The sequence below is a fragment of the Burkholderia sp. EMB26 genome, from assembly GCF_024730645.1.
GTDB lineage: Bacteria > Pseudomonadota > Gammaproteobacteria > Burkholderiales > Burkholderiaceae > Burkholderia > Burkholderia cenocepacia.
The window spans coordinates 881,449-908,317 of sequence record NZ_CP078071.1 but is presented as its reverse complement, the minus strand read 5'-3'; the positions used below and the strand labels follow the sequence as shown (position 1 = coordinate 908,317).

The window sequence follows — 26,869 nt, the reverse complement described above, 5'->3', positions numbered from 1 at the left end:
AATCCTTTCGTACCCGCGCCGTGCCTATGTCGTTCAGGGGCAGGACCGTCGTCGGTTCGTCGTATGTAAGCCGCTGTCGACCGGCGAGAAAAAGAAGATACGTTGACGGAACACGCGCGGCGCGGCGTGCTGCACCGGCCCGAGCGGTGACGCGCATCGAGCGACGGGAGGCATTGCATCCGTTCGTGGACGAGGCCTCCCGGTACGACCTCGGCGCCCGCTATCCGCGACCGACGAACGGCATCGCCGTCGCCATGATCGTCATGTTGAGGATGTTGGTGTCGAGCGGCAGATTCGCCATCTGCACGATCGCGTTCGCGACATGCGCGACGTCCATCCGCGCTTCGGGCGCCAGGCTGCCGTCCGCTTGCGGGACGCCTTGCGTCATCCGTTCCGTGAGCGACGTCGCGGCGTTGCCGATGTCGATCTGGCCGCATGCGATGTTGTACCGGCGGCCGTCCAGCGCCAGCGACTTCGTGATCCCGGTCACCGCGTGCTTGGTGGCCGTGTACGCGATCGTGTCGGGGCGCGGCGCGTGCGCTGAGATCGAGCCGTTGTTGATGATTCGGCCGCCCTGCGGCGTCTGCGCTTTCATCATCCGCCATGCGGCCCGCGCGCACAGAAACACCCCGGTCAGGTTCGTCGCGACGACGCTGTTCCACACGTCGAGTTCGTATTCATCGAGGGAAACGACCGGGGCGTTGCGGCCGGCATTGTTGAACAGGACATCGAGCCGGCCGAATTGTTGCGCGATCCGTGCAAACGCGTGGTCGACCGACGCTTCGTCGGTGACGTCGACCGGAAACACCTGCGCGTCGCCGCCGGCGGCGCGGATCGCGTCCTGCGTTTCGCGTAACGACGCCTCCGTGCGCCCGAGCAGCGCGACGGTGAAGCCGGCCTGGGCAAGCGCGAGGGCCGCGGCGCGGCCGATGCCGGAGCCGGCGCCCGTGACGGCGGCGAATTTCTTCGAGACAGACATGGCTGGGTTTCCTGCGGGTCGAGTAAGGGGAGGCCGGCGATGACCGATGTCATCGCCACTTCGGCAATGTAGTCGAAATGCGCGCCGCGCCGGTTCGCGCACGCTTGCAAAGCGCGATCGATCCCGCGGCGCTGGTCGAGCACTCGCTGATTATTACCCGAATGGCAATTCTGTATCGATTTAGTGTATCGATACAGAAGATGATATAGTGCGGCCACGCCAAGCGGTCGGTGCCTTCGAATGAATAGAGGGCCGCATCGCAAAAGCGCCCGAAACCGCTTTTTCCACCGGATTCCTCCAGGAACGATTTCCATGCGTTTGCCCGGCCTTTCCGCCCTTGTCGTGCTTTTCCTCATCGCGACCTCCGCGTCGGCGGCCGGGCAGGCGGCCGATCGCGTCGCCGCGGGCAAGGCGCTGGCCGTCGCGGCCGACTGTGTCGCGTGCCATACGGTGCAGGGCGGTCAGCCGTTCGCGGGCGGTCTCGCGATGCCGCTGCCGATGGGCAACATCTACTCGACCAACATCACGCCGGACCGGCAAACGGGGATCGGCCGCTACTCGGAGCAGGACTTCGCGAACGTGCTGCGCAAGGGGCTGCGGCGCGACGGCGGCAACCTGTACCCGGCGATGCCGTACCCGTCGTACACGAAGTTCAGCGACGACGACATCGCGAACCTGTACGCGTATTTCATGCAGGGCGTCGCGCCGGTGCGTCAGCCGAACCGCGCGCCGGATTTCCCGTGGCCGCTGACCGTACGCTGGCCGCTGAAGATCTGGAACGCGCTGTATCTGCGCGAAGGCGCGTACGTGCCGAAACCCGGGCGCGACGCCGAGTGGAATCGCGGCGCCTACCTCGTGCAGGGCGCCGCGCACTGCGGTACCTGCCATACGCCGCGCGGCATCGGGATGCAGGAGCTGGCGTACGACGAAACCGGCGTCGGTTATCTCGCCGGCGCGCCGCTCGCCGGCTGGCAGGCGTTCAACATCACGCGCGATCGCGACGCGGGCATCGGCACGTGGACGACCGCGCAGATCGTCCAGTACCTGCGTACCGGCAACGTCCCGGGCAAGGCGCAGGCCGCGGGCCCGATGGCGGAGGCGGTCGAGCACAGCTTCAGCCGGATGAGCGCACGCGATCTGAACGCGATCGCCGTGTATCTGTCGACCGTGCCCGCCGCGAAGGGCGCCGATACCGCACCGCGTTCGACCCAGGGGCGTCCCGCCGACGACTACCTCGCGATCCGCGCCGCGGCCGCCGCGGGCGGGCAGACGCCGGCCGGCGCGTCGCTCTACCTCGATCATTGCGCGAGCTGCCACGGGATGACGGGCGCCGGCACGACGGACGGCTTCTTCCCGTCGCTGTTCGCCAACAGCGCGGTCGGCACCGCCACCGCGTCGAACCTGCTGCAGGTCGTCATGCATGGCGCGAGCGTGAACAACGGCGCCACGCACTATTTCATGCCGGCGTTCCAGACCGAACTCGACGATGACGAAGTGGTGACGCTGGTGAACTACCTGAGCGAACGATTCGGCAACGGCCGGGCCCGCGTGAGCGCGGCCGAGGTCGCGAAGATTCGCACGGCGCCCGCCCACTGACAGGAGAGGCACGCGATGAACGATTTCGATGTGAGCGGCGCACCGGATGTGCAGCGCCGCCGGCTCGTGAAGCTGTCGGCCGGTGCGGCGCTTGCCGCCGCGTTGCCGGCCGGCATGCTGATCGCGCGCGCGGCCACCGCGCCGCAGGCCGTGCCACTGCGGGACTTTGCCGGAGTGGCCGCGTACCTGACGCGCCGCTCGGCGCTGCCGTCGCGCTACGTGCAGTCGGTCTACGACGGCCTCGTCGAGCAGGACCGCGAATTCCCCGCACGGCTGCGCGCGCTGGCCGTCGCGATCGGCACGGGCACGCAGCCGGTCGATAGGTTCGTGCGCACGCTGGGCGTCGCCGCCCCCGAATTGCGCGCGACGGCGCTGGCCATCATCGAAGCCTTCTACACCGGCAGCGTCGGTCACGGCGGGCAGGCGCGCATGGTCGGCTACGAAACCGCGCTGATGTTCGAGCCGACCTCCGACGTCACGGTCATTCCAACCTACATCCGCGCGCGCCCCGAGTACTGGACCGCACGCCCGGCCGCCGACGCCGGCTGAGCCGCCTTCGAACGAGGATCGAAATCATGAGCAGTTCCTATGACGCGGACGTCATCGTCATCGGCGCGGGCATCCTGGGCGGCGCCGTGGCGCAGTCGCTGACGCAGCAGCGCAAGTCCGTCATCGTGATCGAGGCGGGGCCGGACGTGAAGCGGGCCGAGCTCGTTCGCGCGTTCCGCAACTACGGCAACAAGTCGGACTACAACGGCCCGTATCCGGATCTGCCGTGGGCGCCGAAGTCGTCCACCGGCCGCTATTCGGATCGCTACATCGACAGTGTCGGCCCGGTGTTGCAGAAGCCGTCGTTCCTGCGGCTCGTCGGCGGTACGACGTGGCACTGGGGTGGCGCGACGTGGCGCATGCTGCCGAACGATTTCCGGCTGCACAGCCTGTACGGGCAGGGGCGCGACTGGCCGATCGGTTATGACGAGCTCGAGCCGTGGTACCAGCTCGCGGAAGAACAGATCGGCGTGTCGGGCTCGGACACCGACGACCAGAGCGGGCAAGGCGGCGCGCCGTTCCCGCCGCGCTCGAAGCCTTACCCGATGCGTCAGCAGCCGTGGTCGTACCTGACGCAGCAGGTCGCGGAAAAGGTCGCGACGATCGGTCATCGTTTCGTCGACGAGCCCAACGCGCGCGCGACGCGGCCCTACGAGGGCCGGCCGACCTGCGCCGGCAACAACAACTGCGCGCCGATCTGCCCGATCGGCGCGCAATTCTCCGGCGATCGTCCGGTGCTGCGCGCCGTCGCGCAGGGCGCGCGGCTGCTGACGAATGCGGTCGTCTACAAGATCGAGCGCGGCGAGAATCGCAAGATCGCCGCGATCCACTACATGACGCCGGATGGCAACAGCACGCGCCTGACCGCGCGGACCTTCGTGCTCGCGGCGCACGGTGTCGAGATTCCGAAGCTGCTGCTGATGTCGGATGTCGCGAACACGTCGGGCCAGGTGGGCCGCAACATGATGGGACACACCGGCCGCGCGATCGCGATGCTCGCGCGCGAACCGTTGTGGGCCGGTCGTGGTCCGACGCAGCAAGGCAGCATCAACACGCGGCGCGACGGCGCGTTTCGTCGCGAACACGGCGCGATCCGGCATTTTCTCGACAACACGGTGCCGAACGAGATCGTCACGCGGCGGCTGATCGCGCAAGGTGTCGTCGGCGACGCGCTCGATGCACGGATCCGCCACGACGCGGCGCGCTATCTGAAGATCGCGAGCTACGTCGAGATCCTGCCCGACCCGCGCAACCGCGTGACGCTCGGCGATCGCAAGGATGCGCTCGGGCTGCCGACGCCGCGCACCGACTACGACGTGTACGACTATTCGTTGCGTGCGGCGTCGCAAGTGCTCGACGATTACCGCGATTTCCAGCAGGTGTTCGGTGCGACGGAGATCGTGAACGACATCCATGCGTGGGTGCCGAGTTCTCACATCATGGGCACGACGATCATGGGCAACGATCCGGCCGATTCGGTCGTCGACCGCGATTGCCGGACGCACGATCATCCGAACCTGTTCATCGCGAGCACGGCGGTGCACCCGAGTTCGTCGGTGGTCAATCCGACGCTGACCGGGTATGCGCTGGCGCTCAGGATGGCAAAGACGATTGGGGCGGAGGTGTGACGCAAGCGGGGCGGCGGGCATCGCGCACGTGCTGGCGCCGTGCCCGGGCGCGTTCAGCCCCGTTTTACTTCACACACTCCAACGCATACCTCAACCCCTGCCCGAGCAACCCGCGCCACACGTCCCACGTATGCCCGCCGTCGACGATGCGCAGTTCGGCCGGATTCTGCGCGCGGCGCAAATGCGTATACAGCACGCTCGACTCCGCCTGGATCGTCAGGTCGTCGTCGCCGGCCGCGATGAACATCGGCACGCGCCAGCTGCGCGCGAAATAGCCGCGCAGCAGCGCCGGGTAGTTCAGCTCGTGCCATACGCGTGAATCGAACTGCCGATCGCCGAACACGCCGACGTAGCGCGCGGCGGAATTGAGCGGCGGCTCGTTCGCATAGATCGCGGGGCTCAGCAGCATCGCGCCGCAGAACAGCCCCGGTTCGAGCAGCGAGAAGCGCAGCGCGCCGAAGCCGCCCATCGACACACCGCCGATCGCGCGGCCCGCGCGCTGGTTCGACACCGCGAAGTGCGCTTCGACTTCCGGCAGCAGGTCGTTGAGGAACGCGCTCTGCATCTTCTCCTTGCGGTCGACGTACCAGTCGGTGCCGCCCTGCGGCATCACGATCACGACGGGCGGGATGTCGTGGCGCTCGATCAGCGTGTCGGCGGTGGCCTGCAGCCGGCCCTGCGTGACCCAGTCGTTCGCGTTGCCCGCGTTGCCGTGCAGCAGGTACATCACCGGGTAGCGCGCGCCTTCCGGGTTGTAGCCGGGCGGCAGGTAGACCGTGTACGACCAGTCGCGCTTCAGCGACGCCGAGCGGAACGTGCGCAGCACGACGCTGCTGCCCGGATTGACGGACGGCTCCTGCGCGGTCGACGGGGTCGTCGCGGTCTGGACGGCCGGCGGCTGCGTGGGCGATGCCGCGGGCGCGGGCGCCGGTGCCGGCGGCGTGGCATGGGCGGTGGCGATCGCGCCGGCGATCAGGGCGAGGGCGAACGGAAGGGCGAGTCGGCGCATGGCGAATCGTTTCAGGGGAGGCGCCGGCTATCGTAGCAGCGGCGCATGACGGCGCGGCGCGTCATGGCCGCGAACGGAACGGCAGCCGCGCGACGAGCGGACCGTAGAGCTTGGCGACGAGATACAGCAGCCCCATCGCGACGGCGTCGGCGGTCAGGCCGAGCGGCACGTCGAGATAGCCTTCGGTCGCCTGGTAGAGCAGCGAATCGACCGCGAGCGAGATGCCGGTGCCCGCGACGAAGCACAGCAGCCCCTGCCGGCCGATCGTGCCGATCCACGGCATCGCGTGCGCGACCTTCTTCATCCAGCCGAGGTGCACGAGCTTGGCGGCGAGCCACGCGATCGCGAGGAAGTTCACGAGCCGCAGCGCGCCGAGATTCTGCTTGATCGACGGATCGGTCGGGAACGGCTCGATGCGCAGCCGGTAGTACGCGCCGGCCGCGACGATCGCGAGCGACGCGGCCGTCAGCAGCCAGCCCTGCGGCCGCGGCGCGAGCGTCTGGTAGACCGGCTGGCAGCGCGCGATCACGCCGAGCACGAACAGGAACTGCCACGCGAACGGGTTGAAGTCCCACGGCGCGCCTTCGACGGTCGGCAAGAAGCGCGCGACGTGCGGCGCCGCGTACCACAGCGATCCGCTGAACGCGAGCATCAGCCACGGCTGCGTGCGGGCGAGCGGCAGCGCGAGCGGGACGAGCAGCGCGAAGAACGCGTACATCGGGAGCACCGACGCGAGGTACGGCTGGCGGCGGAACAGCAGGATGTCGCGCAGCGCGGCGAGCGGCTTGTGCAGCAGCCCGTCGAGATCGTTGGTCGGCATGTTCGGGCCGTCGATCGCGAACGCATTCAGCGCGGCGGTAATCAGCAGCATCAGGCCGGCCGTCACGAGGAACGCGCGGTAGATCTCGAACGCCCGCCGGATGAAGCGCTGCCGTGCGGCGGCCTCGTCGTGCCGCTCGGCGAGCGAGTTGTACGCAATGGCGGTCGCGAAGCCGCCGAGGAACACGAACACCTCGGCCGCGTCGCACAGCGCGTACGCGTGCAACGTGACGCGCGACAGGATGCTGCCGCCGATGTGGTCGACGACGATGACGAGCAGCACGAGGCCGCGGAAGAAATCGAGCTCGGCGTAGCGGCCGGCCCGGGCCGGCGCGGTCATCGGAGCGCCTTCCGGCGCGGGCCGCGTGCACGGCCGGCACGCGCCGCGCATGAATCGGGGTGAAGCATGACTTCGTGAAGAAATGGCGAACGGATGCGCATTGTGCCATCGAAGCGACGCCTGCCGGGTTTACGCGGATGGCGGTCCGGCCTGCCGCTGCCGATAAGCCCGGTCAGGCTGTCCGCGCAACGGCGCAGTTGGGCGAGCGCAACGCTTTGCATGCGACGACCCGCACCCGATGGACGGACGGTTTCCGACGTGACACCATTTTGTCCTCACGCGGCCGCACACCGCGTCGTCCGCCCTGCGGGCCACACATACAACAGACCAACATTCGCCGGGCGCTCGGCCTGCCCGGCCCTCGGCTCCGGAGATCCGTCATGAAGAAGCACGTCATTTTTGCCGCCGCGCTCGCTGCCTTCGCCGCGCCGGCCTTTGCCGAGACCAGCGTGACGCTGTACGGCCTGATCGACGAAGGCTTCAATTACACGAACAACGTCAACGTCAATGGGGTCGGAAAGACGAATTACCAGCTCGCGAGCGGGTATGCGCAGGGCAGCCGGTGGGGCCTGAAGGGCAGCGAGGATCTGGGCGGCGGGCTGAAGGCGATCTTCACGCTGGAAAACGGGTTCGACGTGAACAACGGCCGGCTCGGCCAGGGCGGCCGCATGTTCGGCCGTCAGGCGTTCGTCGGGCTGTCCGAATCGCGCTTCGGTACGCTGACGTTCGGCCGCCAGTACGATTCCGTCGTCGACTATCTCGCACCGCTGACCGCGAACGGCAACTGGGGCGGCACGCTGTTCTCGCACCCGTTCGACAACGACAACACGGACAACTCGTTCCGCGTCAACAACACGGTCAAGTACGCGAGCGCCGACTGGAACGGCCTGACGTTCGGCGGCACGTACAGCTTCAGCAACAGCACGGGCTTCTCGAACAACCGCCAGTACAGCATCGGCGCGCAGTATTCGCTGGCCGGGCTGCAGGTCGCGGCCGCGTACCTGCAGGCGAACAACCCGGGCATCGGCAGCGCGGGCGCGATCGCGGCCGACGACGCGAACTTCGTCGCCGACCGGCTGCGCATCTTCGGCGGCGGCGTCAACTACACGTTCGGCCCGGCCACGGTCGGCTTCGTCTACACGAAGACCGACGTGAAGAACCCGGTATCGACGGTCTACCTGCCGGCGTCGACGTTCGCCGGCCTCGGGTTGACCGCGACGAAGTTCCAGAATTTCGAGGTCAACGGCAAGTACCAGCTCACGCCCGATTTCTATCTCGGCGCGCAGTACGTGTACACGGACGGCAAGTACGATGCGGCGGCCGGCTCGTTCAAGCCGAAGTACCACACGGTCGGCCTGATGGCCGACTACAGCCTGTCGAAGCGCACCGACGTATACCTGCAGGGTGCATGGCAGAAGGTGGCCGGCGACAAGACGGGCACGGCGGCCGACGGCGGCTATGTCGTCGGGACGGATGGCCCGTCGGCATCGGCGAACCAGTTCTCGGTGCGCGCCGCGATCCGTCACAAGTTCTGACCGGGTGTCGTGCCGGGGCGCACGGCCCCCGGCACGACCGTCGTCAGTCCGCCCGGCGCAGGCCGCCGAGCGTTTCCGCGAGCCAGTCGACGAAGATCCGCACGCGCGGCGCGAGATGCCGGCCGGTCGGAAACACCACCGATACGGGCAGCGGCCCGGCACGCCATTCCGGCAGCACCTCGACCAGCGAGCCGTCGGCGAGCAGCGGCGCGAGCCCGTCGCGCGGCGCCTGGATCAGCCCGAGGCCCGCGAGGCAGCACGCGAGATACGCTTGCGAACTGTTGACCGACACGACGCTGTGCATCTTCACCGTATGCATCTCGCCTGAATCCATGTCCGCATATTCCCAGTCCAGCTCGCGGCCCGTGCGGCTCGAGAAATAGCCGACCGCGACGTGGTCCGGCAGATCGTCCGGCGAGCGCGGCGTGCCGTGGCGCGCGAGATAGGCGGGCGACGCGCAATTGATCTGGGCCATCTCGCCGACGCGCCGCGCGACGAGCGACGTGTCGGACAGCGCGCCGACCCGCACCGCGCAGTCGATGCCGTCCGCGACGAGATCGACGAAGCGGTCGGTCGTGCTGATCGCGACGCGCAGGTCGGGGTAGCGCGCGTGGAAATCCGGCAGCGCCGGAATCACCTGGTTCAGCGCGAACCGTTCGGGCAGGTCGACGCGGATCACGCCGCGCGGCGACGCGCCGGCATCCTCGAACAGCGTTTCGGCGTCGTCGAGATCGGCCAGCAACCGCACGCAGCGTTCGCAGTAGGTCGCGCCCTCGGCGGTCAGCGCGACGCGTCGCGTCGTGCGTTGCAGCAGCCGGATCTTCAGGTGTTTTTCCAGATACTGGACGGCGTTGCTGACCGTCGGGCGCGGCAACTGGAGCTGCTCGGCCGCCTTCGTGAAGCTGCCGAGATGGGCGACGCGCGCGAAGATGCGCATTGCTTGCAGATGATCCATGCGGGCGAGAACCTTGGCGGGAGGAAACCAGGCTCCATTGTTAATCAGCGTCGAATGGTTTGGTGGAGCGTTTCGCGTTTATCGCGCGGCGTCGCGCGTCCAGAATCCGTTTCATCCACTCACCATTTGAAGGAAACGGACATGGACAGGCGTCAACTGGGCCGCACGGGCCCGCAGGTATCGGCGATCGCACTCGGCTGCATGGGGATGTCGGATTTCTACGGGCCGGCCGACCGCGACGAAAGCATCGCGACGCTGCACGCGGCGCTCGACCACGGGATCACGATGCTCGATACCGGCGACTTCTACGGCATGGGCGACAACGAGATGCTGATTCGCGACGCGCTGCGCGGCCGCACCCGCGACCAGGTGCGGATCAGCGTGAAATTCGGCGCATTGCGCGATCCGGCCGGCGGGTTTGCCGGCTACGACGCGCGGCCCGCGGCAATCCGGAACTTCGTCGCGTACTCGCTGAAGCGGCTCGGCACCGACTACCTCGACATCTATCGCCCGGCCCGCGTCGATCCGGCGGTGCCGATCGAGGAAACGGTCGGCGCGATCGCCGATCTCGTGAAGGCCGGCTACGTGCGCCATATCGGGCTGTCGGAAGCCGGCGCGGACACGATCCGCCGCGCGGCGGCCGTCGCGCCGATTGCCGACCTGCAGATCGAATACTCGTTGTTGTCGCGCGGGATCGAGGCCGAGATCCTGCCCGTATGCCGCGAGCTCGGCATTGGCGTGACGGCCTACGGCGTGCTGTCGCGCGGGCTGCTGGGCGGCCGCTGGACCGCGGCGCGGCAGGGCGAGCGCGACTTCCGCGCGGCGAGCCCGCGTTTCCAGGGCGAAAACCTCGCGCACAACCTCGCGCTCGTCGACGCGCTGCGCGCGATCGCCGACGAGAAAGGCAGCAATCCGGCGCAGGTCGCGATCGCGTGGGCGCTGTCGCGCGGGACCGACATCGTGCCGCTCGTCGGCGCCCGCAAGCGCCCGCAACTGCAGGACGGTTTGCTGGCGACTGAATTGCAACTAACGGTCGATGATCTCGTCCGCATCGAAGCGGCGGTCCCCGCCGGGGCGGCTGCCGGCGAGCGTTATCCCGCCGCGCAAATGGTCCACCTCGACAGCGAGCAGGGCCGGGGGTGATCCACGGGGTCGAATCGCCGGGCTGACAGGCCCGGCGGGCGGGCCCGAGCCAGCCTCAGGCAAAACCAGATGGCGGGCGGCATGGCGGGCAGGCACCATCGGCGCCGTACTCGACGGACGGAATGCCTGCCATGCAAATTCATACGCTGACGATCATCGTGCTGGTCTTCCTGCTGGCCGGCGCGGTGAAGGGCATGATCGGGCTCGGGCTGCCGACGATCGCGATGGGGCTGCTGACGCTCGCGATGCCGCCGTCGGCCGCGGCGAGCCTGCTGCTCGTGCCGTCGTTCATCACCAACGTGTGGCAGTTGTGGCTCGGTCCGTCGTTCGGCGCGCTGCTGCGCCGGCTGTGGCCGCTGCTCGCGGGCCTGACGGTCGGTACGCTGACGGGCGGGTTGCCGGCGCTCGCGGCCGGCAGCACGTGGACGCACGCGGCGCTCGGCGTGGTGCTGGTGCTTTACGGGCTGTGGGGACTGGCGGCCACGCGGCTGCCCGCGCCGGGGCGCCACGAAAAATGGCTGTCGGCCGTGGTCGGCTACCTGACGGGCGTCGTGACGGCCGCGACCGGCGTGTTCGTCGTACCGGCGGTGCCGTACCTGCAGGCGCTGCGGTTGTCGAAGGACGATCTGATCCAGGCGCTCGGGCTGTCGTTTACCGCGTCGACGATCGTGCTCGGCCTGCAATTGCGCGTGACGGGCGCACTGCAGACGGTCGATCTCGGTGTGTCGGCGCTCGCGCTCGTGCCCGCGCTGGCGGGGATGGCCGGCGGGCAATATGCGCGGCGCGTGATGAGCGAGAAGACGTTCAAGCGCTGCTTCTTCGTCGGGCTGATCGCGCTCGGCGCGTATATGGCGGGGTCGGGGTGGTGGTGAACGCGCGCCCGGATGCTGAATGATCCCGAAGCCGGTTTCGGCAACCGGCTTCGGGAACGGTCACGGGATGGTGCTTGCCCCGCTCACGCCGGATCGGCGTACTTCAGCGTCCATCCGACCGTGCGGGTCGCGCCTGCGCCGAGTGCGAACGGCTTCGTCGTGCACGCGAAGTTCGAATGCAGTTGCCCGATCGGCGTCGTCGACAACGGATTCGCCGCGCCGTTCACCGTGTCGAAGGCGGACAGCGCGCAGGTGTCGAACCCGGATGCCGCATAGCCGGTCGCGGCGCTGTTCGCGTACGTCACCGACACGCCGTCGCCATTGGCCTGCGTCGACGCGAAATCCGCGAACGACGTGAAATCCGTCTCGACCGCGAGGTTGCCCGCGAGCGTGCCCGAGCTCAGCGTATCGCTGCGCGAGACCGAGCCGTGCGCGAAGGTCAGCACCGTGTGCACCTGCAGGTCGAGATCCGTCGTGTACGCGGCGTTCTTCGACGCGAGCCGGAACTTCGTCGTATCGAACGACACGATCACCTGGCCGTTGCTTTCCTGCACGTTCAGGTTCCTGTAGTACGTGACCGGAATGTAGGTCTTCGCGTTGTACGTCACCTGCGGCACCAGCAGCGCATAGCCGAGGTCGGTCGTGCCGTAGATCAGCTTGTCGGAGAACGGCACCGGGTAATACGGCGTGTACGAGTTGTAGTCGGGCGCCTGGCTGAGATTCAGGTTGATCACGCGACGGCCGTCGCGCACGGTGAGCAGCGCGGCGCTGTACGGATGCGCGGCATCGCCCGGCTGGTTGTACCAGGTGAGCGTGTAGCGCGGCAGCGCGTCGAGCCACGCGCGGTAGTCGGCATCGGCCATCGGCGCCTGGCCGCCGAAGCCGAGCTTGTTCCACCACGCGTTCACGTACAGGTACTGGTGCAACAGGCTGAAGTTTTCGCCCATCACGCGCGGCTTGCCGCGATACGTGTCGGTGCCGCGACCCTTGACCCACATGTTCACCGACGGCGTCGGCAGCGACGGATCGTACCAGTACGTGTCGAAACGACGCGCGGCCTGGTAGATGAATGCGTACGCAACCTGTTTCTCCCGGTCGGTCAGCACGCCGGCATTGGCCGCGGCCGTCAGCACCTCCATGAACGCGGAATCGCCGTACGGGCCGATCGAGCGGCCGTAGTTGAAGCCCTGGCCGTCGGGGTTCAGCTGCGGCAGGATCAGGTCGACCGATTTGCGCAGATAGCCCTTCAGCTCCGGCGTGAGGTTCGCTTCGTTGCCCATCTCGAACGTGCGCTCGACCACTTCGCCGATCAGCAGCGTGCTGTAGCGGTCGAAGCGCGCCTGGTCGTAGTAGGTCGTGTGCGTGTTCGATGCTTCGTCGGAGAACCCGCCCGACGAGTCGTTGCGAATGTGGTTCGTCAGCGTGTACAGCAGTGCGTCGCGCGCGTTCATCGTCGCGACCGCCGGGTCGGTCTTCGATGCGAACGACGGGCTGCTCCAGCCGAGCTTCTGGCGCAGCCCGGCAATGCCGTAGGACACCGCATAGTAGTTCTGCGCGGTGTTGAGCGACGCGATGTCGATCGGCGTGCCGGCGGCCGGGCACGTGCTGGTCTTGCCGCTTGCATCGGGGCCGAACATGTCGCAGAAGGTGAGCCGCTGCTGCAGCGTCGCGAGCATCGCGTCGCTGAAGACTTCGTTGAGCATCCCGTGCGCCTTCAGGTTGTTCAGCGCGACGAGGTAGTAGTACTCGCCCCACGACGTGTTCGCATACGTGTAGTTGCTGCCCGACTGCGCCATCATCGCGGTCGTGATCGCCTGGTACGTCGCGAGGTAGCTTGCGTATTGCGGGTCGTTCTTCGACTTCATGTCGATCAGGATGTACGACAGGCCGAGCGCGAGCTTGCCGGGCAGGAATTTGTCGCCGGTATTCGTGTCGAGCACGTGGACGGGCGTGCCGTCGCCGAGATCCATCACGACCTGCGTGAAATCGGGCGATTTCCGGATCAGGTCGAACAGCGCGCGCATCTGGCCCATCATCGTGACCGGGATGTTCGTGCCGGCCGGCACGCTGGTGTCGGGCGCGCCGTAGACGAGCGCCTGCAGCGAGTTCGCCGCGAGCGCGGGCGTGCTGGACGAAGGAGGTGGCTGCGGCGTATCGGTCACGTCGTTGCCGCCGCAGGCGCTGACGAACACGACGGAAAGGGCGCCGAGCGCGGCGCCGAGCGTGAATCTGCTGCGCGGATGCATGGTGTCTCCAGTTTTGAATAGTGGTGAAGGCCGGGCACATGTAGCCGATGCGGCGCACGATGCCCGTACCCGGCCTCCGCCTTGCAACCCTGATCCCTGAAGACGGACGGCCTGAATCACAAATCGAGCGCGCAAGCGTTCCCCCTGCGCGGGCCGTCACCGGCGTCGCGCTCCAGTAATGGAAAACGTTTTCCAAATTTAGGCATCGATCGACGCGATGTCAATGAACTTTCACATCGGATGCGCCGGTAGAAACCCGAATGGCGGGAGGGAATGGTGCGGAGGGTAAATCGGAATTACGCGAAAATCTCGGGGATTTTTCTCGGTGGCTGGGCTGTCATTGCACGCGCGAAGGGCTTTGAAGCGGCGGGCGAGCGCATCGGATGGAGGCGGGCCTCCGACGCCTTCTAAAAGAAAACGTTATCCATAAGGATCGAGGTGCGTTCGACCTGCCACCGCGGGCTGTCAGCCACCGCCCGCCGTGCGCGCCGACCCGCCGTTTCGACCGCGCTACAGCTGCTGCTCGATCGCCGCCTTGTCGATCACCGACCACACCTGGCGAATCTTGCCTTCGTGAAATTCGTAGAACACGTTCTCGGCGAACGTGACCTTGCGGCCGTCGACGGCGAGCCCCATGAACGTTCCCGTCGGCGCACACGCGAAGCGAAGGCGGCACGCGACGTGCGGCGGCTCGCACGCGAGCAGCCGGATGTCGAAGCGGAGATCGGGAATGTCGCGGAAGTCCTGTTCCAGCATCGCGCGGTAACCGGCGAGGCCGAGCGGCCGGTCGTTGTGGATCACGTCGTCGGACACGTACTCGCCGAGCGACGGCCAGTCCTGCCGGTTCAGGCAGTCGATATACGCGCGATAGCGGGTGGCGAGATCGGTGTCGGTCATGGTCATGTCTCCGTCAGTCGATGGGGCAGGTCGAACGCGACGCGCGTCATTGCGGCGGGGCGTCGCCGGACAGGAACGCGACGAACTCGCGCGTGTACTTCGGCAGCGCGTCGAACGATCGCGCGCAGAGCGTCAGTTTCCGGTGGCTCCACGGATCGGACAACTCGACGAGCCGCACGTCCATCGTCTGCATCGCGCGCTCGGCCGCATGCCGCGACACGATGCCGATGCCCACGCCGCTCGCGATCACGCGGCAGATCGCGTCGAAGCTCTTCAACTGCACGCGATAGCGGATCCGCCTGCCGAGCGCGCGCGCCTGGTCGGCGAGATGCACCTGCAGCGCGCTGCCGTCGGTGAGGCCGATGAAGTCCTCGCCGGCGATGTCGTCGAACGCGACCTTGTCGCGCGACGCGAGCGGATGCGCGGCCGGCACGACGACGATCAGCCAGTCTTCGCGGAACGGCTTCTGCTCGAGCCCGCCGAGTCCGACCGAATCGGCGACGATGCCGACCTCGGCGGTCTTGTTGCGGATCGCATGGACGATCTCCTGGCTCGAGCGCTCCTCGACGCTGATCGACAGCTTCGGATGGCGCGGCAGGTAATCGGCCAGCGCGTCGGGCAGGTATTCGCTCAGCGACGCGGTGTTGCACAGCAGCCGGATATGGCCGCGCAGTCCCTGGCCGTATTGCTGCAGTTCGCCGCGCATGTGATCGATCTGCTGCAGCACGGTGCGCGCGTGGTGTTCGAGCGCACGGCCCGCATCGGTGGCCTGTGCGCCCGACTTGGTCCGGTGCAGCAGCGGCACGCCGAGCTCGTCCTCCATTCCGCGAATGCGCTCGCTCGCGGCCTGCAGCGTGATGTGTGTCCGCTCGGCGCCGCTCGTGATCGTGCCGGCTTCGCAGATGTTCAGGAAGAGCCGCAGGTCGGTCAGGTCGAAGCGCATGATGGGCGGAGCGATGGGTGGGGAATGGCCGATAAGTTAGCAGGAACCGCGGCGCCGGTCTCAGGGCTGGCCTGAGACCCGGTTCGCCGCTTCCGCATTTTCGGGGCGCGATCGATGGTCGATCATGGACGCACATCAACCGGGGAGCCTGTCATGCAGATCGATTCGTCATGGGGCGTGTCGTTCAAGATCGCGCTGCATCTGCTGTTCCTGTGCATCGGCGTCGCGTGGGCCGGTGCCGAACTTGTCGCGTGGTGGCGATGAACGTCGCGGTGCATGTCTATTGAAATAAATCAGCCATAGTTTTTTGCGACGAAAATTCTTCCGTTTTTCTGCGAAAACACCATCAAGTTTTTCCGGATCGGACCGTATTACCGGTAGCGAATGCCGGCCGGCATCCGGTCCGTGATCGTTTGTCATCATTGTTTGCATCCGGTTACACGTCGGCCGTTCCGTTTTTGAGATGCTTGAAAGATTGTCAAACCGGAGTCGGATCGTCCATGAAAACGCGCGAGATTCACCGCAAGGCGGCGTGGCTGTCGGGCCTGGCCGCCGTGCTCGTCATGGCCGGTTGTGCAAGTCCGCAGTCCGTTCCGCCGAGCGACACGCTGGCGGGAAAACCCGCTGATTCGAGCCCGCCTGCCGCGCCGTCGGCCGCCGCGATGCCGCCCGCGCCGATTCTCGTCGCGCAGAAGTACGTCGTGAAACGCGGCGACACGCTGACGGGCATCGCTTCCGCGAACGATTGCAGCGTGGCCGACTTGCGCACCTGGAACAAGCTGGCCGCGAACGGCAGGCTGCGCAGGGGGCAGGTGCTGCGCATCGTCAGGCAGCAGCCGTTGCCGCCCGCGGGAGCGGCTGCCACGCAGGCCGTCGCGAGCAATGGCGCGGCGGGTAGTCAGGGCAATTCGCAGACAACCGCGCAAGCCACTTCGCAGGCCGGCGCATCGAGCGCGAGCGACCGTCAGGTCGTCAAGGAAACCCGTCGCCATGCGGGCGGCGTCGCGCTCAAGTGGCCGGCAACCGGCAAGATCGTCGACGGGTTCCGGCCCGGCCAGAACCGCGGCATCCAGATCGCCGGCCGGCCGGGCGACCCGGTTCGCGCCGCGGCCGACGGCCGCGTGATGTACGCGGGCACCGGCCTGAACGATTACGGTAGCCTGATCATCGTCCAGCACAACGCGGATTTCCTGACCGCCTATGCGCACAACCGCAAGCTGCTCGTGAAGACGGGCGACATCGTGCATCAGGGCGATGCGATCGCCGAGATGGGCGATCTCGACAACTCGCGCGTCGCGCTGCTGTTCGAGGTGCGACGCGACGGCAAGCCGGTGAATCCGATGCCGTACCTGCCTTCGTCGCAAGGGTGAGGCGGGGCCGTTTCGCTGGAACGCGACGGCGGTCGCTGCTACGCTAGGGTCTGTTCATGCGAATCCCGCCATCGCGCGGGGCCGACGGGCGTCTTTCGGGGATGCGCGGCGAATGCCGTCGCGGGCCGGCCGTCGGCGTGAACGGTCGCGCGTCGCGGATGCGCGGCCGCGTTGCTTCGAGCCACCGTTTCCGACAGAACAGACCTCATTCATGGAACACTCTCCGACACGCCGCTCGCTGTTGCTTGCCGCCGTTGCCGCGCCGTTCGTTGCCGCGTGCACGTCCGCGCCGGTCGCCGACCAGGGGCGCGCCCACACCGCACAAGCCGAACTCGCCGCGCTCGAAAAGGCCTCGAACGGGCGGCTCGGCGTCGCCGCGCTCGATACGTCGAACGGCGTACGCATCGCGCATCACGCACGCGAACGCTTCCCGCTGTGCGGTACGTATGCGGTGATGGCGGCCGCTGCGATGCTCGCGCGCGGTTCGCTCGACGCATCGCTGCTGCCGCGTCGCATCCTGTATCGCCGCTATGAAATCGTGTCCGGCTCGCCGATTACGGAGAGCCACGTCGACACCGGCATGACGATCGCGCAGCTGTGCGCCGCAATGCTGCAGTCGGGCGACAAGGGCGCGGGCAACCTGCTGATGGGCGTGCTCGGCGGCCCGCAGGCCGTCACCGCGTTCGCGCGCGAAAGCGGCGACACCACCTTCCGCCTCGATCACTGGGAACCCGAACTGAACAAGGCCGCGCCCGGCGACGAGCGCGACACGTCGACGCCGGTCGCGATGGTCGACACGCTGCAGCGGCTGTTGCTCGGCGACGCGCTGCGCGAACCGCAGCGCGCGCAACTGACGGAGTGGATGGTCGGCGGCGCGCGCGGCGCGACCGGCATCGCGGCGGGCGTGCCGCCCGGCTGGCGCGTCGCGGACAAGGCCGGGACCGGCGGCTTCGGCACGACGACCGACGTCGCGGTGCTGTGGCCGCCGGCGCGCGCACCGATCGTGATGGCCGTGTCGTTCACGCAGCCGCAGGCCGATGCCGCGGCGCGCGCGGACGTCGTCGCCTCGGCGGCGCGCATCGCGGCGGGCGCGCTCACCGCGACGGCCTGAGTACCCGGCGTCTCGCGCAAAGCCGGCGTTTGGCTTATCGTGTCGGTCAGCGCGCGCCGGCGTCGGCGCGCGGTCCTTCCGCGCCGTTTTCCGTTTCCCGTTCGCCATGCGCCGACTTCCGCCCCTGCACGCGCTGCAGATCTTCTCGACGGTGGCTCGCCACCGCAGCTTCACGCGCGCGGCCGAGCAGCTGTGCATCACGCAGGGTGCGGTGAGCCGCCAGATCCAGACGCTCGAGGCGCATTACGGTTTTCCGCTGTTCAGGCGGCATGCGAAGGGCCTCACGCTGACGGCCGAAGGCGAGCAGTTGCTGCCGGTGGTCGACGAGAGCTTCGCGCGGATCGAGGACATCTCGATGAAGCTCACGCGGCAGCGCACCGATCTCGCGCTGAAGGTGCCGACCTGCGTGATGCGCTGGATGCTGCCGCGCATCATGCGCTTCCAGGGCGAACATCCCGATCTCCACGTGCAGATCACGACCACGTGGCAGCACGTCGTCGATTTCTCGAGCGAGCCGTTCGACGCGGCGATCGTCTACGGGACGTCGCCGGGCCCGGGCGTCGTCGCGCTGCCGCTGTTCGACGAGCGGCTGACACCCGTTTGCGCGCCCGAGTTGCGGCAGACGTCGCCGCTCGGCGCGGTCGGCGATCTCGCGCATCACACGCTGCTGCACCCGACGCGCGACCACCGCGACTGGCGTGCATGGCTCGACCATGCGGGCGAGCGCGGCGTCGATCCCGCGCGCGGGCCGACGTTCGACACGCTCGATCTTGCGACGAACGCGGCGATGCAGGGCTTCGGCGTCGCGATCGGCGACGTGACGCTCGTCGACGACGACGTGAGCGCACGCCGGCTCGAACGGCCGTTCGACATCGTGCTCGAAACGGGCGCACGCTACTTCTTCGTCTACCCCGAGAACCTCGGCAGCCAGCAGAAGATCCGCGCGTTCAGCGACTGGATCGCGCGTCACCGCGACTGACGCGCGGCGCCGCGGCGAGCTTTACTGGTAGGTCACGACGGCGATCATCGGTGCATGGTCGTTGCCCGGACGGTCAGGTAAAACGATTGCGCGGGAGGCTTGCGTAAAGAGCGCGGTCTTCAGCGAACGCTGGGTCGCCGCGTCGACGAACGCGATCTGGCCGGCGGCCGGACGCGGGCAGTCGGGGCGCACGTGTGCCCGGGCCGCGTTGGCCGTGTCGAGCGCGAACGAGCAGGGCGGCTCGACGATCATGCCGGAAAAGTAGATGATGCCGGACGCGCCGGCGGCGAATGACGAGGACGAGGCCAGAAGCGAGGCAGCCAGGGCGAACGAGGCGAACACGCGATGCTTCATGACAGGCTCCAGAGAGGAAGCGCGTCGCAGCGGGGCCGCTCGGGTGGCAGTCCGTCAACGCTGCGATGCTATCTGCGTAAACGGCAAAACCATCGGACCTCTTGAATCAAAAAACGAAAATATAGGTAATAAGCAAATGACCGCGCAGTGCTTCAACCAATGTAGGCCGGATCTGCGCATCCGCAAGGTGGGGAAACGCCGGATGGGACAAGATCGCATGACGAACGATCGCGGTAACCGTTGCGCCGGCAACGGTTAGCGTCGTCCGGAAAGCAAAACGGCCGCTCGTGATTGAACTGCACCCCAAAAGTTGGACTAGATCCAACCTTTGGGGTGTTTTTCATGACGAAGTACGACGAACGTTTTCGGCGTCGAGTGGTTCAGGCGTACCTGGCTGGAGAGGCCGGCACCAAGACACTTGCTCACCGTTACGGAGTGGGCAGGACGATGGTGCGACGTTGGGTGGCGAGCTATCGCGAGCATGGTGAACAGGGGCTGCGCAAGAAGCACAGCCACTACGACGCGCGATTCAAGTTGTCAGTCCTTCAGCGGATGCGGCGCGATGAGCTGTCGTATGCGCAGGTGGCAGCGCTATTCGGCATCCGCAATGAACGAAGCATCCCGATCTGGGAGCGTCTGTATCATGAGGGCGGTATAGATGCGTTGGCGCCTCGTCGCCGAGGGCGCCCCCCGAAAATGACCACCTCACCACCACCGAAATCCCTCGACGATACCGTGCAGAAAGAGCCGAGCCGCGAGGAACTGCTCAAGGAAATCGTGTATTTGCGCGCGGAGGTGGCATACCTAAAAAAGCTCGATGCGCTGCTGCAATCCAAGAAGCAGGCAGCGCCCAGGAAAAAGCGCAAATAGTGCGTGAGCTCAGGCAGTGTCATCCGGTAGCTGCGCTCCTGAAGGCGGCAGGCCTGGCGCGCAGCACGTTCTATTACCAGCTCAAGGCATTGGCTGCCGGCGATCGGTATGCGAATCTCAAAGCGAAGATCCAGACCGTATACGACCACCACAAGGGCCGTTACGGCTATCGGCGAATCACGGCGGCGATCCGGCAGACCGGAGATGCGATCAACCACAAGACCGTGCAACGGTTGATGGGACAGCTGCAATTGAAATCTCTGGTGCGCCCAAAGAGATATCGTTCCTGGCGAGGCGAAGTCGGCCGCGTTGCCCCGAATCTACTGCGGCGTCAGTTTGATGCTGAACGCCCGAATCAGAAGTGGGTGACCGACGTGACCGAATTCAATGTAGAGGGCCAAAAGCTCTATCTATCGCCGGTGATGGACTTGTACAACGGGGAGATCGTCGCTTACCAAATGGATGAGCGCCCGAGCTTCGAGTTGGTCAGCTGCATGTTGAAGAAGGCGTTGGCCAAGCTCGATGATGAAGGACGGCCGTTACTGCATTCGGATCAAGGCTGGCAGTATCAGATGCCCGCCTACCGTCGGCTGTTGAAGCAGCATGCGCTCACCCAGAGCATGTCGCGCAGAGGCAACTGCCTTGATAACGCAGCCATGGAGAGCTTCTTCGGCACGCTGAAATCCGAGTGCTATCGGCTGACGCGCTTTGCCAGCGTGGAGCAGTTGCGAGATGCGTTGAGCCGCTACATTCACTACTACAACCACGAACGCATCAAGCTGAAATTAAATGGGCTGAGTCCCGTGCAATACAGGACTCAGCCCTTGGCCGCTTAGATTTTAACCGTCCAACTTCGTGGGGTCAGTTCATGATCGAGCGGCCGTTTTGCGCTGGTGCGGGGCGCGCGGTGTTCAGCTCGTGCGCTTGCGGATCGCACCCACGACGACGAGCAGCACGATCGCACCGATGATCGACGCGATCCAGCCGGCGCCCTGGCCCGGCGCATACCAGCCGGCGGCGCGGCCGACATAGCCGGCCACCAGTGAGCCGACGACGCCGAGCACGATGGTCATCAGGATGCCCATCTTGTCGTCGCCCGGCTTGAACGCGCGGGCGAGGAGGCCGACGATGAGCCCGACGACCAGGGTTTCGATGAATTGCAGCATGAACGCCTCCCTATTGCGATTGAGCTGTTGACGAAAGGAAGTTGACCCGTGCGGTACGCAAGGGTTCCATGCGGCGGCAAGCCGGCGCGTGGCGTGCGCAGTATCGCATGCGTTCGCGTCCGGCGGATGTCACGAGGCAGGCGCGTCGACCACCGGGTCGAGACGGCGGTAGCCTTCGGTCGCATTCAGCAGCGTGCGCGTGTAGTCGCGAGCGACCCGTCCGGCGCGCACGTCCTCGATCCGCAGCTGCTCGACGATCTCGCCGTGCTGCATCACGGCGACGCGCTGGCACAGGAAGCCGATCACCGCGAGGTTGTGGCTGACGAGGATCATCGTCAGGTTGCGTTCGCGATGCAGGCGGCGCAACAGGTTCAGGATCTCGGCCTGCACCGACACGTCGAGCGCGGACGTCGGCTCGTCGAGCAGCAGCACGCGCGGCTCGACGATCAGCGCGCGGGCGATCGCGACGCGCTGCCGCTGGCCGCCGGACAACTGGTGCGGATAGCGGAAGCGGAACGCCGGGCCGAGGCCGACTTCGGACAGCGCGCGGGCGATCCGCGCATCGGCGTCGCCGATCGCATGGATCGACAGCGGCTCGCGCAGCGTCTGGTCGACGGTGAAGCGCGGATGCAGCGATGCATACGGATCCTGGAACACCATCTGCACGTGGCGGCGGAACGCGCGATCGGGCGTGCCGCCCACCGGGCGGCCGTCGATCGACAGGCTGCCGGACGCGAGCGGCACGAGGCCCGTCAGCGCCCGCAGCAGCGTCGACTTGCCGGAGCCCGATTCGCCGACCAGCCCGAACACTTCGCCGTCGCGCACCGCGAAGCTCGCGTCGCGCACGGCGTCGACGTGACCCGTGCGGGTCGGGAAACGGATCGATGCATGATCGACGTCGATCATCGTGCGGCCTCCTGTCGATCGGTTCTCGCGGCGGCCGGCGGCGCGGGCTCGAGCCATGCCGGGTCACGCCGCAGCACCGGCAGTTCGTCGGGCGGGTCCGCGAGCGGCGGATTCGCCGCGAGCAGCCCGCGCGTATAGGGATGCGTGGCGTCGCGCAGGTCGCGCGCGGCGCAGGTCTCGACCACGCGGCCCGCATACATCACCGCGACGCGGTCGCAGAACGACATCACGAGCGGCAGGTCGTGGCTGATGAACATCAGGCCCGTGCCGTGCCGCGCGATCATCGCGTCGAGCACCGCGAGCACCTGCATCGACACCGCGACGTCGAGCGCGGAGGTCGGCTCGTCGGCGATCAAGAGGCGCGGGCCGGTCGACACCATCATCGCGATCATCACGCGCTGGCCCATGCCGCCCGACAACTCGTGCGGATACGCATCGGCGACGCGCGCCGGGTCGCGGATCTGCACGGCCGCGAGCGCGTCAACGATCCGCTCGCGCAGCGCACGGCCGCGCAGGCCCGGCTCGTGCAGCCGGAACGCCTCGCCCATCTGCTTCGCGACCGTCATCACCGGGTTCAGCGAATATTTCGGGTCCTGCAGAATCATGCCCATCTGGCTGCCGCACAGCCGCCGGCGCTCGCGCGGCGACATCGCGAGCAGGTCGTGGCCCGCGAAGCGCATCGTGCGCGCCGACCAGCGCGCGGCGTCGGGCAGCAGACCGAGCAGCGCGCGGCCGGTCAGCGACTTGCCGGAGCCCGATTCGCCGACGATGCCGAGCCGCTCGCCCGGCGCGAGCGTCAGCGACAGGTCGCGCACGGCGTCGGTGACGCTGCCGTCGTGCCCGCGGAAACCGATCTTCAGCCCGTCGATCTCGCAGAGCGGTGCCGGCGCGGCGGTGGAATGCATCGGCATGTCACGCTCCATGGCGGGGATCGAAGACGTCGCGCAGCCCGTCGCCGAGCAGGTTGAACGCGAGGCTCACGAGCAGGATCGCGATGCCGGGCAGCGTCGCGACCCACCACGCGTCGAGCAGTACGTTGCGGCCCGACGCGACCATGAAGCCCCACTCGGGGCTCGGCGGCTGCGCGCCGAGGCCGAGAAAGCCGAGGCCCGCGACGGTCAGGATGATGCCGGCCATGTCGAGCGTCGCGCGCACGATCACCGACGACATGCACAGCGGCATGATGTAGCGCAGCAGGATGCGCGGGCCCGACGCGCCTTGCAGCCGCGCCGCGTGGATGTAGTCGGCCTGCGCGATGCGGATCGTTTCGGCGCGCGCGAGCCGCGCATACGCGGGCCACGCGGTGATCGAGATCGCGACGACCGCGTTGATCACGCCGGGGCCGAGCGCGGCCGCGAACGCGAGCGCGAGCACGATCTTCGGGAATGCGAGCGCGATGTCGGTGATGCGCATCAGCACGCTGTCGACGAAGCCGCCGCAATAGCCGGCCGTGGTGCCGATCAGCAGGCCGATCGGCACGACGATCACGACGACCAGCAGCGCGATGCCGAGCGTCAGGCGCGAGCCGGCGATCAGCCGCGAGAGGATGTCGCGGCCGAGCTGGTCGGTGCCGAACCAGTGCGACGGCGAGCCCGGCGGCAGCAGCCGGTCGGACAGCACCTGGCGCAGCGGATCGTGCGGCATGATCAGCGGGCCGACGATCGCGACCGCGATCAGCGCGACCAGGATCGCGAGCCCGAACAGGTTGAGCGGATTCGTGGCGAACCGGCGCCAGCGCCGGTACGCGAGGCCGAATGCGGCCTGCGAGCGCGACGCGGGCGCGTCGGACAGCAGCCACGCGCGCAGGGAGAGACGCTCGGCGCTCATGGTTGGACGACCTTCGGCATGGACGATGAAAGAAGCAGGGGGGAAGCGGTCATGTCGGAGCGGCCCTCAGCGCGCACGCGGATCGAACACGCGGTACAGCGCGTCGGTCAGCAGGTTGACGGTGATGAACATCGCGCCGATCACGAGCGTCGCGCCGAGCACCGCGTTCATGTCGGCGTTCAGCAGCGCGCCGGTCAGGTACGAGCCGAGCCCCGGCCACGCGAACACGATCTCGGTCAGCACCGAGCCTTCCAGCAGGTTGCTGTACGTGAGCGCGATCACGGTCAGGAGCGGCACCGCGATGTTGCCGAACGCATGCCGCCAGATCACGCGTCGCTCGGACAGGCCCTTCGCGCGCGCGGTGACGATGTATTCCTGGTTCAGCTGGTCGAGCATGAACGAGCGCGTCATGCGGCTCAGATACGCGACCGAGTAGTAGCCGAGGATCGCGGCCGGCAGCGCGATGTGCGACACCGCGTTGCGGAAGACGTCCCACTCGCCCGCGAGCGCCGCGTCGAGCAGCAGGCTGCCGGTGCGCGGGTCGACCATGCCGTCGTAGACGGGATCGAGCCGGCCGGGGCCGCCGACCCAGTGCAGCCGCGCATAGAACAGCAGCAGCCCCATCAGCCCGAGCCAGAACACCGGGACCGAATTGCCGATCAGCCCGACGAAGCGCGCGATGTGATCGATCGGGCGGTTGTGCTTCACGGCGGCCGCGACGCCGAGCGGCACGCCGATCGCGATGCCGATCAGCGTCGCGATGGTCGCCAGTTCGAGCGTGGCCGGGAACACGCGCTTGATGTCGTCGAGCACCGGGTTCGCGGTCAGCAGCGACACGCCGAGATTGCCGTGCAGCACGTCGCGCGCATAGATCAGGAATTGCGTGACGAGCGGCTTGTCGAGCCCGAGCGCGATGCGCTCGGCCGCGTACGCCTCGGCCGACGCCCGATCGCCGAGGATCGCGAGCACGGGATCGATCGGCACCTTGCGGCCGATCACGAACGTCAGCGCGAGCAGCCCCGCGAACGTGACGGCGAGCGTGAGCGCCCAGCGCAGCACGCGCAGTGCCCAGCGCACGGCCGGGCGCCGCGCGGGCAGCGTGCGCAGTGCTTCGAGGGAGGAGGCGGGAGTCGACATGCGGCGAATCTTATTGCTTCTTCAGGTTGCGGTACGACACCAGATCGTTGATCGGCCCGACTTCGAGCCCGCTCACGCCGGGCCGCGTCGCGACCTGCGCGACTTTCTCGAACATGATCACGAACGGCGAGCGTGCGAGCACTTCCTTCTGCATCGCCTGATACAGCTGCGCGCGTTTCGCGGCGGTCGGTTCGGCGAGCGCGGTGTCGGTTTCCTTCGTCAGTTGCGGGATGTCCCAGCTGTTGCGCCAGGCCAGCATTTTATAGCTCGACTTGTCGGTGTTGTCCGGATTCCACGCAAAACCCTGCGCGTTGCTGTGCGGATCGATGTAGTCGGCCGACCATTCGCCGATGTAGATGTCGTGCTGGCGCGCGCGGTATTTCGCGAGCGTCTGCTTGTTGTCGCCGGGAATCAGCTGCACCTTGATGCCCGCCTGCGCGAAGTTCGCCTGCACGGCCTGCGCGATCTCCGTGTACGGATAGTCGTTGCGCACGTCCATCGTCACCGAAAAGCCGCCGGGCACGCCGGCCTTCGCGAGCAGCGCCTTCGCCTTCGCGATGTCGAGCTTGTACGGGTTCGTGTTCAGCGCACCGAGGAAGCCCTCGGGCAGGAAGGTCTGGTGCACCTTGTAGGTCGTCTTCACGACGTTGCCCTGGATCCCCGCATAGTCGACGAGCCATTTCAGCGCTTCCTGCACGTCGGGTTTCGCAAGCGTCGGGTTCTTCGTGTTCAGGCCGAGATACAGCAGCGTCGCCTGCGGCGAGGCCGCTACCTTCGCCTTGCCCGACTTCACGACCGACGCCAGATCGTCGGGGCTCAGGTCGCGTGCCGCGTCGACGTCGCCGTTCTCCAGCAGCAGGCGCTGGCTCGCGGCTTCGGGCACGTGGCGCAGCACGATGCGCTTCATCGCGAGCGGCAGCCGGTAGCCGTCGAAGCGCTGCAGCACGACGCTGTCGCCGGCCGTCCACTTGACCAGCCTGTAGGCGCCGGAGCCCGCTTCGTTGGTTTTCAGCCAGCCGTTGCCGAAGTCGTTGCCCTGCTGGTGCGACAGCAGCAACTTCTTGTCGAGCACCGATGCGGGCCACGAACCGAGCACGTTCAGCACGAAGGTCGGCGCGTACTTGCGGTCGGTCGTGACCGACACCGTCGCGTCGTCGAGCTTCTTCACGTTCGCGACGACGTTCGCCTTCGTGAGGCCGATGCCGGTCAGCACCGCGGCCGGCCCCTTGTCGAGCAGCACCGCGCGCTGGATCGACCACGCGACGTCGTCGGCCGTCAGCGGGTTGCCCGAGTGGAACTTCAGGCCGGTGCGCAGCTTGAACGTATAGGTCAGGCCGTCGGGGCTCACGGTCCACGACTGCGCGACGTCGCCGTTGAATTTCGACGGATCGCGCAGGTCGACGCGCACGAGCCGGTCGTACGTGTTCGCGACGTATTCCTCCGGCACCAGCTCGTAGATCTCGCCCGGATCGAGCGTCGTGAATTCGTCGAGCAGCGTGGCCATCACGAACATGTCCTTCGGCGTTTCCGCATGCGCGGCGGCAAGCGGAACGGCGGCGAATACGGACGCGGCGGCCAGCGCCGCGACGAGCCGGGAGGTCGGGAATGTCATGTGCGCTTCTCCATCTGTCGTTTGAG

Annotated in this window: 24 protein-coding genes; 10 read left to right on the top strand and 14 right to left on the bottom strand. The window is 67.3% G+C overall.

All coding sequences use genetic code 11. From position 1 onward, the window contains the following. Positions 1-220 precede the first annotated feature (220 nt). Complete coding sequence (locus KU887_RS20880) at positions 221-979, bottom strand: SDR family oxidoreductase (RefSeq protein WP_069351879.1); 759 nt, start codon at positions 977-979, stop codon at positions 221-223. Positions 980-1,291: 312 nt separating this feature from the next. Between KU887_RS20880 and KU887_RS20875 the strand changes: the two genes are divergently transcribed. From KU887_RS20875 to KU887_RS20865, 3 genes are read left to right on the top strand one after another with little or no spacing between them, the layout of a single operon-like run. Continuing rightward, entirely contained in the window at positions 1,292-2,575 is a 1,284-nt protein-coding gene (locus tag KU887_RS20875) for a c-type cytochrome (RefSeq protein ID WP_006489831.1), read from the top strand. A 15-nt stretch (positions 2,576-2,590) separates the two neighbouring features. Beyond that, the gene (locus KU887_RS20870) at positions 2,591-3,124 is read left to right on the top strand and encodes a sugar dehydrogenase complex small subunit (protein ID WP_062884796.1); all 534 of its coding nucleotides are present in this window, start codon (positions 2,591-2,593) and stop codon (positions 3,122-3,124) included. A gap of 26 nt (positions 3,125-3,150) precedes the next feature. Continuing rightward, positions 3,151-4,752, top strand: coding sequence for a GMC family oxidoreductase (locus KU887_RS20865; RefSeq protein ID WP_006489815.1), 1,602 nt, complete (start codon positions 3,151-3,153; stop codon positions 4,750-4,752). A 64-nt stretch (positions 4,753-4,816) separates the two neighbouring features. Here the strand turns inward: KU887_RS20865 and KU887_RS20860 are convergent, their stop codons facing one another. Both KU887_RS20860 and KU887_RS20855 read right to left on the bottom strand, forming a co-directional pair. Continuing rightward, the gene (locus tag KU887_RS20860; RefSeq protein WP_077021189.1) at positions 4,817-5,761 is read right to left on the bottom strand and encodes an esterase family protein; all 945 of its coding nucleotides are present in this window, start codon (positions 5,759-5,761) and stop codon (positions 4,817-4,819) included. Between the two features lie 61 nt (positions 5,762-5,822). Then, the gene (locus KU887_RS20855) at positions 5,823-6,920 is read right to left on the bottom strand and encodes an OpgC domain-containing protein (protein ID WP_006489829.1); all 1,098 of its coding nucleotides are present in this window, start codon (positions 6,918-6,920) and stop codon (positions 5,823-5,825) included. A gap of 380 nt (positions 6,921-7,300) precedes the next feature. Here KU887_RS20855 and KU887_RS20850 point away from each other — a divergent pair, with 380 nt between their 5' ends. Further along, a complete protein-coding gene (locus KU887_RS20850) occupies positions 7,301-8,455 on the top strand; it encodes a porin (protein WP_006489833.1) in 1,155 nt (384 codons plus the stop codon). A gap of 43 nt (positions 8,456-8,498) precedes the next feature. On the opposite strand, the gene KU887_RS20845 is transcribed toward KU887_RS20850, so the two are convergent. Further along, positions 8,499-9,410, bottom strand: coding sequence for a LysR family transcriptional regulator (locus tag KU887_RS20845; protein ID WP_258257730.1), 912 nt, complete (start codon positions 9,408-9,410; stop codon positions 8,499-8,501). Between the two features lie 141 nt (positions 9,411-9,551). On the opposite strand from KU887_RS20845, the gene KU887_RS20840 reads away from it, so the two are divergent. Together KU887_RS20840 and KU887_RS20835 are read left to right on the top strand one after the other, a co-directional pair. Then, complete coding sequence (locus KU887_RS20840; protein ID WP_258257729.1) at positions 9,552-10,553, top strand: aldo/keto reductase; 1,002 nt, start codon at positions 9,552-9,554, stop codon at positions 10,551-10,553. A gap of 131 nt (positions 10,554-10,684) precedes the next feature. Further along, complete coding sequence (locus tag KU887_RS20835; RefSeq protein ID WP_181365759.1) at positions 10,685-11,425, top strand: sulfite exporter TauE/SafE family protein; 741 nt, start codon at positions 10,685-10,687, stop codon at positions 11,423-11,425. A gap of 83 nt (positions 11,426-11,508) precedes the next feature. Here the strand turns inward: KU887_RS20835 and KU887_RS20830 are convergent, their stop codons facing one another. The 3 genes from KU887_RS20830 to KU887_RS20820 all read right to left on the bottom strand — a co-directional run bounded on the left by KU887_RS20830 (position 11,509) and on the right by KU887_RS20820 (position 15,511). Continuing rightward, complete coding sequence (locus KU887_RS20830) at positions 11,509-13,671, bottom strand: hypothetical protein (protein ID WP_258257721.1); 2,163 nt, start codon at positions 13,669-13,671, stop codon at positions 11,509-11,511. 510 nt (positions 13,672-14,181) lie between these two features. Beyond that, positions 14,182-14,568 (bottom strand): ester cyclase, encoded by a 387-nt coding sequence (locus tag KU887_RS20825; protein WP_060268241.1) that lies wholly within the window; start codon positions 14,566-14,568, stop codon positions 14,182-14,184. 46 nt (positions 14,569-14,614) lie between these two features. Next, positions 14,615-15,511 carry a LysR substrate-binding domain-containing protein gene (locus KU887_RS20820; RefSeq protein WP_048988029.1) on the bottom strand — a complete coding sequence of 299 codons (897 nt, stop codon included), beginning with the start codon at positions 15,509-15,511 and terminating at the stop codon, positions 14,615-14,617. 500 nt (positions 15,512-16,011) lie between these two features. Here KU887_RS20820 and KU887_RS20815 point away from each other — a divergent pair, with 500 nt between their 5' ends. From KU887_RS20815 to KU887_RS20805, 3 genes are all read left to right on the top strand, one after another. Continuing rightward, the gene (locus tag KU887_RS20815) at positions 16,012-16,881 is read left to right on the top strand and encodes a peptidoglycan DD-metalloendopeptidase family protein (protein WP_006489809.1); all 870 of its coding nucleotides are present in this window, start codon (positions 16,012-16,014) and stop codon (positions 16,879-16,881) included. 211 nt (positions 16,882-17,092) lie between these two features. Further along, positions 17,093-17,992 carry a class A beta-lactamase gene (bla, locus tag KU887_RS20810; RefSeq protein WP_034202207.1) on the top strand — a complete coding sequence of 300 codons (900 nt, stop codon included), beginning with the start codon at positions 17,093-17,095 and terminating at the stop codon, positions 17,990-17,992. A gap of 106 nt (positions 17,993-18,098) precedes the next feature. Continuing rightward, entirely contained in the window at positions 18,099-18,971 is an 873-nt protein-coding gene (locus KU887_RS20805; RefSeq protein ID WP_006496977.1) for a LysR substrate-binding domain-containing protein, read from the top strand. Between the two features lie 21 nt (positions 18,972-18,992). Here the strand turns inward: KU887_RS20805 and KU887_RS20800 are convergent, their stop codons facing one another. Beyond that, positions 18,993-19,325, bottom strand: coding sequence for a hypothetical protein (locus KU887_RS20800; protein ID WP_006483530.1), 333 nt, complete (start codon positions 19,323-19,325; stop codon positions 18,993-18,995). 342 nt (positions 19,326-19,667) lie between these two features. Here KU887_RS20800 and KU887_RS20795 point away from each other — a divergent pair. Then, positions 19,668-21,031, top strand: a protein-coding gene (locus KU887_RS20795) for an IS3-like element ISBcen10 family transposase (protein WP_258250486.1) whose coding sequence is annotated in 2 segments (ribosomal slippage) — positions 19,668-20,130 and positions 20,130-21,031 — 1,365 coding nt in all. Because the reading frame shifts where the segments join, the coding sequence is not laid out codon by codon here. A gap of 75 nt (positions 21,032-21,106) precedes the next feature. Here KU887_RS20795 and KU887_RS20790 read toward each other — a convergent pair. From KU887_RS20790 to KU887_RS20765, 6 genes are all read right to left on the bottom strand, one after another. Then, positions 21,107-21,361 (bottom strand): GlsB/YeaQ/YmgE family stress response membrane protein, encoded by a 255-nt coding sequence (locus KU887_RS20790; protein ID WP_006483522.1) that lies wholly within the window; start codon positions 21,359-21,361, stop codon positions 21,107-21,109. A 129-nt stretch (positions 21,362-21,490) separates the two neighbouring features. After that, positions 21,491-22,267, bottom strand: a complete 777-nt coding sequence (locus KU887_RS20785) for an ABC transporter ATP-binding protein (protein WP_034202208.1) — start codon at positions 22,265-22,267, stop codon at positions 21,491-21,493. Continuing rightward, a complete protein-coding gene (locus KU887_RS20780) occupies positions 22,264-23,178 on the bottom strand; it encodes an ABC transporter ATP-binding protein (protein WP_006483526.1) in 915 nt (304 codons plus the stop codon). Before KU887_RS20780 ends, KU887_RS20785 begins: the two co-directional genes overlap by 4 nt. 1 nt (position 23,179) lies before the next feature. Continuing rightward, positions 23,180-24,094, bottom strand: a complete 915-nt coding sequence (gene nikC, locus KU887_RS20775) for a nickel transporter permease (protein ID WP_060211196.1) — start codon at positions 24,092-24,094, stop codon at positions 23,180-23,182. A 66-nt stretch (positions 24,095-24,160) separates the two neighbouring features. Next, entirely contained in the window at positions 24,161-25,231 is a 1,071-nt protein-coding gene (locus tag KU887_RS20770) for an ABC transporter permease (protein ID WP_006483536.1), read from the bottom strand. A 10-nt stretch (positions 25,232-25,241) separates the two neighbouring features. Continuing rightward, positions 25,242-26,843 (bottom strand): ABC transporter substrate-binding protein, encoded by a 1,602-nt coding sequence (locus KU887_RS20765; RefSeq protein WP_006483531.1) that lies wholly within the window; start codon positions 26,841-26,843, stop codon positions 25,242-25,244. Positions 26,844-26,869: the final 26 nt, after the last annotated feature.